This window comes from Bradyrhizobium sp. SZCCT0231 (genome assembly GCF_018130245.1).
GTDB lineage: Bacteria > Pseudomonadota > Alphaproteobacteria > Rhizobiales > Xanthobacteraceae > Bradyrhizobium > Bradyrhizobium japonicum_F.
Genome location: NZ_JAFCKP010000012.1, coordinates 165,453 through 177,473 on the forward strand (window position 1 = coordinate 165,453; position 12,021 = coordinate 177,473).

The window sequence follows — 12,021 nt, forward strand, 5'->3', positions numbered from 1 at the left end:
GTGTCAGCCTGCGATGGCGTTCATCGCCTTGGCCAGCGCCATGTCGAGCGCGGTGACGCCGCCGGCGTCGTGGGTCGACAGCACCACCTCCACCGTCTTGTAGACGTTGCGCCATTCGGGGTGGTGATCCATCTTCTCGGCGACCAGCGCGGCGCGGGTCATGAAGCCGAACGCCTCGTTGAAATCCTTGAAGACAAAGGTCTTCGCGATAGCGTCGCGGCCCTGGACTTCGGTCCAGCCCGGTAGTCCGCCCAGCGCCTGCTTGCGCGCCTCCGCCGAGAGCCGTTCTGCCATGGTCGTCTCCGTCCTCTAAGGGGAACTTTACTCTAACACCGCCCCGGCGCCCGGGTTCATACGGGATTTCCTGCATCCGCTAACCATGACGGAGATGTAACCCCGCCGGACAAGAAATTTGCTACAATTGTGGGTGTAATCGCCGGCCGAGATGAAACTGAGCCTGAAGCGCCCGTTTGGGAAATCGATGACCGGGGGATTGGACCTGGCCGAAACGCCCCCTCCGCCTTCGCCGCGATCCGCGGCGCGGAAGACGGCGCTCGTGTCTCTGGCACTCGTGCTTGCGATCATCGGCGCGCTCGCCGGCGGCTATTACTTCGCGATGCGCCCCGTGACGCTCAAGATCGCGGTCGGCCCCGCCAACAGCGACGACGTCAAGGTCGTGCAGACGCTGACGCAGGCCTTCACGCAGAGCAAGGGCCATGTGCGGCTGCGGCCGATCCAGACTGACGGCGCCACGGCCAGCGCCAACGCGCTCGCGGAAGGCAAGGTCGATCTCGCCATCGTGCGCGGCGACCTCGAGGTGCCGAAGAACGCGCAAGCGGTCGCGACCCTGCGCAAGAACGTCGCGGTGCTGTGGTCCGTGCCGGGCAAAGGCAAGAAGCGGGGCCCCAAGATCACCAAGGTCGCGCAGCTCGCTGGTCATCGCGTCGGCGTGGTCGGCCGCACCCAGGCCAACGTCAACCTGCTCAAGGTGATCCTGCAGCAATATGGCGTCGATCCCGCCAAGGTCGAGATCGTGCAATTCCCGGCGAACGAAGCAGCCGAGGCGATCAAGGCGCAGAAGGCCGACGTCTATCTCGCGGCCGGCCCCGTCAACAGCAAGATCACGGCGGACGCGATCGCCGCCTCCACCAAGGATTTCGGCGCGCCTACCTTCCTCGCGATCGATTCGGCGGACGCGATCGCGCAAAACCATCCGGTCTACGAAGCATCCGAGATTCCCGCCGGCACCTATGGCGGCTCGCCCGCCCGCCCGGAGGACGAGGTCAAGACCATCAGCTTCTCGCACCACATCGTGGCGCGCAAAGGTGTGTCCGAAACCACCATCGCGGCGTTCACACGCCAGCTCTTCGCCGTTCGCCAGCAACTGGTCACGGAATTTCCGCTCGCGGCGAAGATCGAAACGCCCGATACCGACAAGGATGCGGTGATCCCGGTGCATCCGGGTGCGGCCGCCTTCGTCGACGGCGAGGAAAAGACCTTCCTCGACAAGTACAGCGATTACATCTGGTGGGGTCTGATGGCATTGTCCGCCATGGGCTCGATCGGCGCCTGGTTCGCGGGTTACCTCAAGAGAGACGAGCGCGACAACAACAGCCATCTGCGCGAGCGGCTGCTGGACATGATCGCCGCGGCGCGCAAATGCGAGACGACCGAAGAGCTCGACCAGATGCAGGCCGAGGCCGACGAGATCCTGCGCGACACGCTGCGCTGCTTCGATCACGGCGCGATCGAGGAAGGCGGGCTCACTGCCTTCAACATCGCACTCGACCAGTTCCACGCCGCCGTCGCCGACCGCAAGGCGGTGCTGATGAGCCTGCCGCAGAACCTGCAACGCGCGGGGGCGCAGTTCAGGGCCGCCGGCAACGCCTAAGCGCTGGCGTGCGTTATTGCTGCGTCACATTGTCTCAATATAGCTTCCACCGTCATTCCGGGGCGCGCAACGCGCGAACCCGGAATCCATCGAGCCGCATTCGCGAGGAGAAATGGATTCTCAGGTGCGCAATTGCGCACCATAGTTCGCGCCTGACGGCGCGCCCCGGAATGACGTGCCTTCCTGCGAGCTCGGGTTCGGAGCCATCCTTCATGAACATCAATTTCTCCCGCCGCCGTTTCCTCGCGACCGGCACCGGCGCGCTCGGGGCCATCGCAATGCCCCATCTGTCGCGCGCAGCCGACCGGCCGGCGGTCACCCACGGTGTGCAGGCGGGCGATGTCACCGCCAGTGGCGGCGTGGTGTGGGCGCGCGCCGACCGTCCAGCGCAGATGCTGGTCGAGGTGGCGACGACCGAGTCCTTCAAGGACGCCCGTGCGCTGCCGCCGATCGCGGCGCTGCCCGAGAGCGATTTCACCGCGAAGATGCTGGTTGAAAATCTTCCGGCCGGCCAAGACATCTTCTACCGCGTCCGCTTCCGCGACCTCTCGCATAGCGCTATCGAAGGCGAGTCCGTCGTCGGCCGCTTCCGCACCGCGCCGGCCGACCGCCGCGACGTCAGCTTCGTCTGGGGCGGCGACGTCGCAGGGCAGGGCTGGGGCATCAACCCCGACGATGGCGGCATGCTCACCTTCTCGGCGATGCGCAAGCACCGTCCGGATTTCTTCCTGCATTCCGGCGACACGATCTATGCCGACGGCCCTATCCAATCCGAGGTGAAGCTTGCCGATGGCAAGATCTGGAAGAACCTGACCATCCCGGAGAAGGCCAAGGTTGCAGAGACGCTGGACGAGTACCGCGCCGCGCACAAATACAATCTCACCGACGGCAATCTCCGCGCCTTCAATGCCGAAGTGCCGATCTTCGTGCAGTGGGACGACCACGAAGTCACCAACAACTGGTCGCTCTCGAAGGAGCTGCCGGCCGCCTACAAGGTACGCGACATCTCGCTGCTCGCGGCCCGCGCGGGTCGCGCCTTTCACGAGATGTACCCGATGCGCGAGAGCATCACCGAGCCCGGCCGCGTCTATCGCCAGATCTCCTACGGCCCGCATCTCGACGTGTTCGTGCTCGACGAGCGCAGCTATCGCGGCCCGAACGGCGCCAATCTCGAAACCGCTTACGGCCCGGCGAGCTATTTCCTCGGCCCGGACCAGATCGCCTGGCTCAAGCGCGGCCTCCTCAATTCGCGCGCGACGTGGAAGGTGATCGCCTCGGACATGCCGATCAGCCTTGTCGTCTCGGACACGCCGAAGGGCGGCTCGGAAGCCATTGCGCAGGGCGACGGCCCGGTGCGTGGCCGCGAGTTCGAGATCGCCGACATCCTCCGCTTCATCAAGATGGCGCCGATCCGCAACACGGTGTGGCTGACGGCAGACGTGCATTACGCCGCCGCGCATTATTACGATCCGAACAAGGCGCAATTCCAGGAGTTCGACCCGTTCTGGGAATTCGTCTCGGGCCCGCTGCATGCCGGCACGTTCGGTCCGAACGCGCTCGACAACACCTTTGGCCCCGAGGTGCGCTTCGTCAAGGCGCCGGGCAAGGACAGCCAGAACCTGCCGCCGTCAGCGGGCATGCAGTTCTTCGGTCACGTCGAGATCGACGGCGCCTCAGGCCAGATGACGGTCACCTTGCGCGATCGCGCCGACGTCGCGCTGTGGTCGACCACGCTCGATCCGAAGCTTGCGTGACGGCCAATTCGAAGCCGGATGAACCTTCCGGCCGGCCCGGACGACAATTGCAGGCGCCCGCGCATTTTCGAGGGCGTGATGCCGTCCGAGCCATTTTCGAGTTGATGCCGTGCCGTTCAGCCGCCGAACGATCGTTATCGCGCTCCTGCTGAGCGCAGCATCCCCCACATGCGCGCAGACCCAGGACAAAGCGACGCTGGTGCGCGAGGCCTTCGCTTCGCCTTACGGCAAGGCGCTGACCGCCGAGCTCGGCAAGTCACTGCGCGCAAGCGCCGACCCGGCATGCCTGACGGACAAGGGGTTAGCTGCCGACCAGCTCGAACCGCGCGGCCGCGATATCGTCATCACATGGGGCACGCGCATGCTGGAAGGCGCATCGGCGTTCATCGACCGGCAGAACTCCGACAATCCATTTGCCGGCGCAGCCGAACTGGAAAGCCTGAAGAGCAATCCGGACGTGAAGCGCTATCTCGCGATGGAAGAGCCGATACGTCAGGCGAAGATCCTGGATTTGATCTTCGAGCATTTCGACCGCTACAACGTGATCGCCCGCGTGAAACTTGGAGCGGTCTACCCATTGGAGACCGGCAACGAAGCTCTGCTCCGTCTCAATCCGACGGATGCAACTGAAGAGCGGTTGGAGACGTTCGCCAGCAAGAGTCGTTCGAAGGCGCTGAAACGTTTCCTGCAATTGTCCGATCAAGAGGCGATTGCGCAGACTGCGGCGATCAAGAAGGCCTCATCGCCGCCGCCGTTTCCGCACACATTCTTCAAGGGCGTCGAGACCGACCTCGCCGAGCTCTGCATTCGCTCCGGCAAATAGGCGGTCAGGTGTCCCGCGCCTGAAGCGCCGCTTCCAGCACCTCGCTCGAGCACGGCTTCTGCAGCCGCGGCTGGCCCGCCAATTCGGGCGGAATGCGCGCCTCGGCGCCGTAGCCGGCACCGGGGGGTTCCCGGAACGAAACTCACCACATCATCGTTCTTGAGTCTGTCCACTTGTGCACGCAGGGGACGGATGGAGCTCGCTAAGTGGGGAGGAAGGACGGGAGTTCACGATGGATGCGCGCATCGGCAAGGTCACCGAGGTCGAGAGCCGGCCGGCCAACAATCTGCTGCGGCGTTTGAGCCAGGCAGACTACGCCCTCCTGGCACCGCACGTGACCGTCGAGGACTCCGCAGCAGGCCGATTGCTCTACAATCCCGGCGATGACGTCCAGGTCGTCCACTTCCCCTGCGGACCGTCACTCGCGACTTTCCTCGTCGCCAACGAGGATGGCCGCGACGTCGAAACCATTCTGGTCGGCCGCGAAGGCGCGGTGGGCGGCATCGTCAGCGAGGGATTTCTGCCGGCCTATACCCGCATCTGCGTGAAATTCGGCGGACCGTTTGCGCGCATTCACGTTGCCAAGCTGGAAGCGGCCAAGCTGCGCTCGGCGTCGCTGCGCAACATCTTTGCCCGCTATGCCGATTGCATGCTGGCCCAGATCTTCCAGTCGACCGCCTGTAACGCGATCCATTCGATCGAACAGCGCACCGCCAAATGGATTTTGGCGGCGATGGAGCGGACCGGCGACGAAACCAGCGTGCAGCTCACCCATGAGCAGCTCGCGACGCTGCTCGGGGTCGGGCGCAGCTATGCCAGCCGCGTGCTTCAGTCGTTTAGGGCGGAACGGATTCTCGACACAAGGCGCGGTTCGATCCTGGTTCGCAGCCGCGATGGCCTGAGGCTACGCGCCTGCCTGTGCAATGACGCCGTGAAAATGCATTTCGAGGAGGTGCTGCGCGGGGTCTATCCGACCGAGGAGCGGGAGGCGGGGTAAGCGGGTCACAAGGGCAGAGGGCGCAGTCATGCGCATCGCGCTGTTTGAACGTAACCGTGCTATACTCTCCCCGCATGGGCGGGGCTTTGCTTCACACTCTCTTCGACATCGCTGCTTGGCTGGCGGCCGCGGCGGCGATCTACTGGCTGTCGCGACGAGGCTTGCAGTTTCCGGCGCAATCCTTCGCGCTGCCCTATATCGCCGCGCTGGTGTTCGGCGCCGGCATCGGCGCCTATCTGTTCGGCTCCGCCAATCTGTGGCTGTCGGGCCAGAGCGGCATTGCGCGCTCGGTCGAGGGCGCGCTGGCCGGCGGCATCGTGGCGATCGAGCTCTACAAATGGTCCGCGGGGATCACGGTGCGAACCGGCGCGCGGTTTGCACTGCCGCTGGCGCTCGGCATCGCGATCGGCCGGCTCGGCTGCTACTTCGCGGGCCTCGACGACTTCACCTATGGCACGCCGACGGCGCTGCCCTTCGGCCATGATTTCGGCGACGGCGTTCCTCGCCATCCTGTGCAGCTCTACGAAAGCGCGGCCCTGGCCGTATTCGCAGCCTTCTATGTGCTGGCGGTCTTGAACCGGAACGCGTTCACGATCACCAATGGTTTCTACCTGGTGCTCGCCTATTACGGAGCACAACGCTTCCTGTGGGAATTCCTCAAGCCCTATGGCACGCTGATCGGCCCCTTCACCCTGTTTCACCTGCTGTCGCTGTCGATCCTGCTCTATGCCGCCTTCATGCTGGCGACGGCACCCAAAGCGAGACCCGTGCATGAACGCGCCGTTGCGTAAGTCGCGCCCCTACATCTTCTGGGGCCAGACCCAATCCCTCTGCGAGACCTGCCTGAAGCTGGTGCAGACCAAGATCCAGATTCTCGACAACGAGGTCTGGTACGAAAAGCGCTGCCGGGAGCATGGCGTTCAGTCGACGCTGGTGTCGACGGATGCCGCCTATTGGCGCCTGTGCAAGGATTTCATCAAGCCGGGTGACCGCCCGCTACAATTCCAAGAGCGTACCGAATTCGGCTGTCCCTATGATTGCGGTCTCTGTCCCGACCATGAGCAGCATTCCTGCCTGGCGCTGATCGAGATCACCGAGCACTGCAACCTCACCTGTCCGGTCTGCTTCGCCGAATCTTCGCCGGCACGAACGAAATTCACTCCGCTCGCGACGGTGGAGAAGATGCTCGACGCGCTGGTCGCGAGCGAAGGCGAGCCTGACCTCGTGCAGATTTCCGGCGGCGAGCCGACGCTGCATCCCGACTTCTTCGAGATCCTGGACGCCGTGCGCGCCCGCCCGATCCGCCACGTCATGATCAACACCAACGGCCTGCGCATCGCCCGCGAAAAGGATTTTGTGGCGCGGCTCGCCGAGAACAGTCGCGGGCTGGAGGTCTATCTCCAGTTCGATTCGCTGCAGCGCGATGCGTTGATCAACCTGCGCGGCGCGGATTTGCGCAAGATCCGCCAGCAGGCGCTGGAGAATCTCGAGCATTATGGCATCTCGACCACGCTGGTCGCGACCATCAAGCGCGGCGTCAACGATTCCGAGATCGGCGACATCGTGCGCCACGCGCTGACCTGGACATGCGTGCGCGGTGTCACCTTGCAGCCGGTGCAGGATGCCGGCCGCAACGAGAATTTCGACAAAAATACCGACCGCATCATGCTGTCGGAGATTCGCAAGCGCGTGGTCGAGACCGGCGTGTTCGGCGACAAGGACATGATCCCGCTGCCCTGCAATCCCGAAAGCATCTCGATCGGCTACGGCCTGCGCAACGGCGCGAAGGTGCTGCCGCTGACGTCGCTGATCCCGCAGGAACAGCTGGTTGCGGTGATGCCCAACACCATCAGCCCGGAAAAATATCCGATGCTGCGGGAAAAATTCGTCGATCTGTTCTCGCTGTCGTCGGGGCCCCTCAACACCAGCGAGCGCGTCTGCGAATTGCTGTGCTGCCTGCCGAGCTTCGAGGTGCCGCAGGGTCTCACTTACGAGAACGTCTTCCGCGTGACCATCGTGCAGTTTCTCGACCGCTTCAATTTCTGCGTCGGCAACGTCAAGCGCAGCTGCATCCATTTCGTGACCGAGCAGGGCGCGATCATTCCGTTCGACACCTACAATCTGTTCTACCGCAACGGCGCGATCTCCCGGATCCGCGCCGAGCTCGAAGGGCAGACTTATCGCGAGGCGAGACAGAGCGAGGAAGCGCGACAATGAGCGATACGCCACCACCGGTTCTGCCGCCCGTCCCGACGCCCGGCCAGGTACGCAGCGGCTGCCTCACCGCGTTGATGGTGATCGCAGGGGTGATCCTGCTGCTGCCGGGCCTCTGCGCAGTCCTGTTCGGCGGAATCTCGATATCCGAGAGCGGCCGGATCGATTCCGACATCGCGCCGCTGGTGTTCCTGGGCGTGGTCGTCGGCATCGGAGGCGTCGTCCTGATCTGGGCGGCCATCAGGGGGCGGAAAGCCCCCGCCCATCCCGGAACCCAGCCCTAAGCCCCGGAGATTCCCGGACAAAATTCAATCAACCAACGGCCAAAGAACACATTGTTTTTTGGCGGTTTTTGCATATATTGCGCCGCAAACGCGCAGGGCGCCCGGTCTGATATGGCCGGGCTTCCTTTTTGGGCGCAAAGCGCCCCGTTTCCAGTCTTCCAGCGTTGTTTCGAGAAGAGGTCCCGGTCCGACCGGCGAGATCGCGCTTAACCCATTGTTCGACCGCAAAGAAGCTCACTCATGAATCTTCGTAACGTCGCCATCATCGCCCACGTCGACCACGGCAAGACGACCCTCGTCGACCGTCTCCTGCAGCAATCCGGCACGTTCCGCGAGAACCAGAAGGTGACCGAACGCGCCATGGACTCCAACGATCTGGAGCGCGAGCGCGGCATCACCATCCTGGCCAAGGCGGCCTCGGTGCAGTGGAAGGACACCCGGGTCAACATCGTCGACACCCCCGGCCACGCCGATTTCGGCGGCGAGGTCGAGCGCATCCTCAACATGGTGGACGGTGCCCTGGTGCTGGTCGACGCCGCCGAAGGCCCGCTGCCGCAGACCAAGTTCGTGGTCTCCAAGGCGCTCAAGGTCGGCCTCAAGCCGATCGTCGTCATCAACAAGGTCGACCGTCCCGACGCGCGCCCGACCGAGGTCATCAACGAGGTGTTCGACCTGTTCGCGGCGCTCGATGCCAGCGAGGAGCAGCTGGATTTCCCGATCCTCTACGGGTCGGCAAAGCAGGGCTGGATGGCCGAGAGCCCCGAGGGTCCGAAGGACAAGGGCATGGAGCCGCTGTTCGACCTGATCTTGCGCCACGTCGCGCCGCCCAAGGTCGAGGAAGGTCCGTTCAAGATGATCGGCACCATCCTGGAGGCCAACCCCTATCTCGGCCGCATCATCACCGGCCGCATCTCGTCCGGCGTGCTCAAGCCGAACCAGCAGGTCAAGGTGCTGAACGCCGACGGCAAGCTGGTCGAGTCCGGGCGCATCACCAAGATCCTGGCGTTCCGCGGCCTCGAGCGCACCCCGCTCGATGAAGCGGAAGCCGGCGACATCGTCGCGATTGCGGGCCTCACCAAGGGCACCGTCGCCGACACCTTCTGCGACCCGACCGTCGAGGTGCCGCTGCCGGCGCAGCCGATCGACCCGCCGACCGTGTCGATGTCGTTCATCGTCAACAACTCCCCGCTCGCCGGCACCGAAGGCGACAAGGTGACGAGCCGCATGATCCGCGACCGTCTGTTGCGCGAAGCCGAGGGCAATGTCGCGCTGCGCGTGGTCGAAGCCGCCGACAAGGACGCGATGGAAGTCTCCGGTCGCGGCGAACTTCAGCTCGCGATCCTGATCGAGACCATGCGCCGCGAAGGTTTTGAGCTCTCGGTGTCGCGTCCGCGCGTCGTGTACCAGAAGGACGAAGCGACCGGCGCCACCATGGAGCCGATCGAGGAAGTCGTGATCGACGTCGACGAGGAGCATTCCGGCGTCGTCGTGCAGAAGATGAGCGAGCGTAAGTCCGAGCTGGTCGAGATGAAGCCGTCCGGCGGCAACCGCCAGCGCCTGGTGTTCTACGCGCCGACCCGCGGCCTGATCGGCTATCAGGGCGAATTGCTCACCGACACCCGCGGCACCGCGATCATGAACCGCCTGTTCCACGGCTATGCGCCGTACAAGGGCGAGATCCAGGGCCGCCGCAACGGCGTGCTGATCTCCAATGACCAGGGCGAAGCGGTGGCCTACGCCATGTTCAAGCTGGAGGACCGCGGCCCGATGATGATCGAGCCGGGCTGGAAGGTCTACAAGGGCATGATCGTCGGCGAGCACACCCGCGACAACGATCTCGAGATCAACGTGCTCAAGGGCAAGCAGCTCACCAACATCCGCACGACCTCGAAGGACGAAGCCGTGCGCCTGACCCCGCCGATCCGCATGACGCTGGAAAAGGCGCTCGCCTATATCGAGGACGACGAGCTCGTCGAGGTGACCCCGAAGTCGATCCGCCTGCGCAAGAAGCACCTCGACCCCAACGAGCGCAAGCGCGCGGAAAAGGCCAAGGAAGCGGTGGCGTAAGGCCGCCGCTCTCACTCGCTGTCATTCCCCGCCACCGGGTCTCGCCTTCGGCGAGCCCGATGACAGGCTCCGGCGGGGAATCCAGTACGCCGCAGCTTCTCGGCTCTATTGCGACTGCCTCTGGGATACTGGATCACCCGCCTACGCGGGTGATGACAGCTGTGCGGGGGCGGCTTCAGCGCGTATCACAGACGTGCTAGAGCCCGCCCATGACCTCCCTCCCCTCCTCCGTCGACGTCGCGATCATCGGCGCCGGTGCCGCCGGCCTCGGTGCGGCGCATGCGCTGGCGGGCTCCGGCCTCTCCGTGATCGTGCTGGAGGCGCGTAACAGGCTCGGCGGCCGGGCCTGGACCGTGCAGGCCTCGCCTGAGGTCATCTTCGACGTCGGCTGCGGCTGGCTGCATTCGGCGGACAAGAACTCCTTCGTCACAATCGCGCAGCGGCAGGGTTTCGAGCTCAACAAGGACCTGCCGCCCTGGCGTGAGCGCGCCTATGGCAGCGCGTTTCCGCAAGACCAGCGCGACGATTTCATGCGCGCGATGGACGCGTTCTATGAGCGCCTGTGGCAGGCCGCGCAGAAGGGCAAGGACGAGCCCGCGAGCTTGAGCCTCGAGCCCGGCAATCGCTGGAATCCAATGATCGACGCGATCTCGACCTATATCAACGGCTGCGAGCTGCGGGATATGTCGACGCTGGACTGGGACGCCTATGAGGACACCAACCTCAACTGGCGCGTCCGTCGCGGCTATGGCGCGCTGATTGCAGCCTATGGTGCGCCTTGCCCGGTGGCGCTGAACTGCAACGTCACGCTGATCGATCATTCGGGCATACGCATCCGCATCGAGACCTCGCAGGGCACGCTGGCGGCCGACAAGGTGATCGTCACCGTGCCGACCAATCTCATCGCCGATGAGACGATCCGCTTCTCGCCGCCGCTCCCGGCCAAGGTCGATGCCGCCGCCGGCCTGCCGCTCGGCGTCGACAACAAGGTGACGCTGGCGCTCGACGACGCCGAGGCCTTTCCGAAGGAGGGCAACCTGCGCGGCGCCACCATGCGGACCGAGATGGGCACCTATCACATCCGCCCGTTCGGCCAGCCCTGCATCGAAGGCTTCTTCGGCGGCAGCTTTGCCCGCGAGCTGGAAGACGCCGGCGAAGGCGCCATCGCCGCGCACAGCATCGACGAGATCGCGGGGTTCCTCGGCAACGATATCAGGGACAAGCTGAAGCCGCTCTGCGAGTCCCGCTGGGCCCGCGATCCCTTCGCGCGGGGGTCCTATTCGCACGCGCTGCCCGGGCACGCGGGGGATCGCGCGGTGTTGGCCGCACCGGTGGATGGCCGGCTGTTCTTCGCCGGCGAGGCAACGTCGCCGACCTTCTTCACGACGGCGCATGGCGCGCGGGACAGCGGCGAGCGGGCGGCGAAGGAAGTGCTCGCGACTCTGGGCAAGCTGTAACTAGGAGCTCCGTCATTGCGAGCGCAGCGAAGCAATCCAGAATCTTTCCGCGGTGGCAGTCTGGATTGCTTCGCTGCGCTCGCAATGACGAATTACTCGATCACCCGCGCCCGCAAATCGGCATCTGGCACGAAGCAGGCATCGTACTTGCCGAAGATGCGATAGCGATTGCGCGCGATGAGGTTGTACACGAGGTCCCGCAGCGGCTTTGGCACGACGAATAATGCGCGCACCCATCCCCAGCCGGGAATCTGTGACAGCACCGTTAGTGCGGCGTCGGACTTCATGAAGACCTCGCCGCCATGGACCACCGCGTTGGTATCAGGATCGTCGGGATCGATGCCGAACGTGCGCGCGAGCCGTACCCCATAGTCCGACTGGATCGGGGTGAAGCGAAACCGCTTCGCCGTATCGCGCTTGGCAACAAAACGCACCCAGCGCGAGCAGAAGATGCAGACGCCGTCGAACAGGATCACGTCATCGTCGGGCCATCTGGGCATCAGACTCTCTTTTTGACGCGTTTTCTTTAAGCGA

The 12,021-nt window shown here is 64.5% G+C and carries 11 protein-coding genes and 1 pseudogene; 9 read left to right on the forward strand and 3 right to left on the reverse strand.

Annotated features, from left to right (window positions below; genetic code table 11):
• Window positions 1–3 precede the first annotated feature (3 nt).
• The gene (locus tag JQ566_RS24660) at window positions 4–294 is read right to left on the reverse strand and encodes a 4a-hydroxytetrahydrobiopterin dehydratase (protein ID WP_212376859.1); all 291 of its coding nucleotides are present in this window, start codon (window positions 292–294) and stop codon (window positions 4–6) included.
• Between the two features lie 151 nt (window positions 295–445).
• On the opposite strand from JQ566_RS24660, the gene JQ566_RS24665 reads away from it, so the two are divergent.
• From JQ566_RS24665 to JQ566_RS24675, 3 genes are all read left to right on the forward strand, one after another.
• On the forward strand, window positions 446–1,891 hold the full coding sequence (locus JQ566_RS24665) for a TAXI family TRAP transporter solute-binding subunit (protein ID WP_212376863.1): 1,446 nt from the start codon (window positions 446–448) through the stop codon (window positions 1,889–1,891).
• 212 nt (window positions 1,892–2,103) lie between these two features.
• Complete coding sequence (locus tag JQ566_RS24670) at window positions 2,104–3,645, forward strand: alkaline phosphatase D family protein (RefSeq protein ID WP_212376866.1); 1,542 nt, start codon at window positions 2,104–2,106, stop codon at window positions 3,643–3,645.
• Between the two features lie 109 nt (window positions 3,646–3,754).
• Entirely contained in the window at window positions 3,755–4,468 is a 714-nt protein-coding gene (locus JQ566_RS24675; protein ID WP_212376869.1) for a hypothetical protein, read from the forward strand.
• A gap of 4 nt (window positions 4,469–4,472) precedes the next feature.
• Here JQ566_RS24675 and JQ566_RS34690 read toward each other — a convergent pair.
• Window positions 4,473–4,583 (reverse strand): annotated as a pseudogene (locus JQ566_RS34690) (response regulator); the annotation flags it as partial.
• Window positions 4,584–4,700: 117 nt separating this feature from the next.
• Here JQ566_RS34690 and JQ566_RS24680 point away from each other — a divergent pair.
• The 6 genes from JQ566_RS24680 to JQ566_RS24705 all read left to right on the forward strand — a co-directional run bounded on the left by JQ566_RS24680 (window position 4,701) and on the right by JQ566_RS24705 (window position 11,487).
• Window positions 4,701–5,465, forward strand: coding sequence for a Crp/Fnr family transcriptional regulator (locus JQ566_RS24680; protein ID WP_212376872.1), 765 nt, complete (start codon window positions 4,701–4,703; stop codon window positions 5,463–5,465).
• A 74-nt stretch (window positions 5,466–5,539) separates the two neighbouring features.
• Window positions 5,540–6,256, forward strand: a complete 717-nt coding sequence (locus JQ566_RS24685) for a prolipoprotein diacylglyceryl transferase (RefSeq protein WP_212376959.1) — start codon at window positions 5,540–5,542, stop codon at window positions 6,254–6,256.
• Window positions 6,237–7,682 (forward strand): radical SAM protein, encoded by a 1,446-nt coding sequence (locus JQ566_RS24690; RefSeq protein ID WP_212376875.1) that lies wholly within the window; start codon window positions 6,237–6,239, stop codon window positions 7,680–7,682. Before JQ566_RS24685 ends, JQ566_RS24690 begins: the two co-directional genes overlap by 20 nt.
• Window positions 7,679–7,963 (forward strand): hypothetical protein, encoded by a 285-nt coding sequence (locus JQ566_RS24695; protein ID WP_212376878.1) that lies wholly within the window; start codon window positions 7,679–7,681, stop codon window positions 7,961–7,963. Before JQ566_RS24690 ends, JQ566_RS24695 begins: the two co-directional genes overlap by 4 nt.
• 240 nt (window positions 7,964–8,203) lie before the next feature.
• The gene (gene typA / locus JQ566_RS24700; protein WP_212376881.1) at window positions 8,204–10,030 is read left to right on the forward strand and encodes a translational GTPase TypA; all 1,827 of its coding nucleotides are present in this window, start codon (window positions 8,204–8,206) and stop codon (window positions 10,028–10,030) included.
• 209 nt (window positions 10,031–10,239) lie between these two features.
• Entirely contained in the window at window positions 10,240–11,487 is a 1,248-nt protein-coding gene (locus JQ566_RS24705) for a flavin monoamine oxidase family protein (RefSeq protein ID WP_212376884.1), read from the forward strand.
• Window positions 11,488–11,579: 92 nt separating this feature from the next.
• Here the strand turns inward: JQ566_RS24705 and JQ566_RS24710 are convergent, their stop codons facing one another.
• Window positions 11,580–11,987 (reverse strand): thiol-disulfide oxidoreductase DCC family protein, encoded by a 408-nt coding sequence (locus JQ566_RS24710; RefSeq protein ID WP_212376887.1) that lies wholly within the window; start codon window positions 11,985–11,987, stop codon window positions 11,580–11,582.
• Window positions 11,988–12,021: the final 34 nt, after the last annotated feature.

What these genes read in the sequence shown, in the direction of transcription:
- JQ566_RS24660 (WP_212376859.1), bottom strand. Translation starts at nt 294, where the DNA reads ATGGCAGAACGGCTCTCGGCGGAGGCGCGCAAGCAGGCGCTGGGCGGA.
- JQ566_RS24665 (WP_212376863.1), top strand. Translation starts at nt 446, where the DNA reads ATGAAACTGAGCCTGAAGCGCCCGTTTGGGAAATCGATGACCGGGGGA.
- JQ566_RS24670 (WP_212376866.1), top strand. Translation starts at nt 2,104, where the DNA reads ATGAACATCAATTTCTCCCGCCGCCGTTTCCTCGCGACCGGCACCGGC.
- JQ566_RS24680 (WP_212376872.1), top strand. Translation starts at nt 4,701, where the DNA reads ATGGATGCGCGCATCGGCAAGGTCACCGAGGTCGAGAGCCGGCCGGCC.
- JQ566_RS24685 (WP_212376959.1), top strand. Translation starts at nt 5,540, where the DNA reads ATGGGCGGGGCTTTGCTTCACACTCTCTTCGACATCGCTGCTTGGCTG.
- JQ566_RS24690 (WP_212376875.1), top strand. Translation starts at nt 6,237, where the DNA reads ATGAACGCGCCGTTGCGTAAGTCGCGCCCCTACATCTTCTGGGGCCAG.
- JQ566_RS24695 (WP_212376878.1), top strand. Translation starts at nt 7,679, where the DNA reads ATGAGCGATACGCCACCACCGGTTCTGCCGCCCGTCCCGACGCCCGGC.
- typA (WP_212376881.1), top strand. Translation starts at nt 8,204, where the DNA reads ATGAATCTTCGTAACGTCGCCATCATCGCCCACGTCGACCACGGCAAG.
- JQ566_RS24705 (WP_212376884.1), top strand. Translation starts at nt 10,240, where the DNA reads ATGACCTCCCTCCCCTCCTCCGTCGACGTCGCGATCATCGGCGCCGGT.
- JQ566_RS24710 (WP_212376887.1), bottom strand. Translation starts at nt 11,987, where the DNA reads ATGCCCAGATGGCCCGACGATGACGTGATCCTGTTCGACGGCGTCTGC.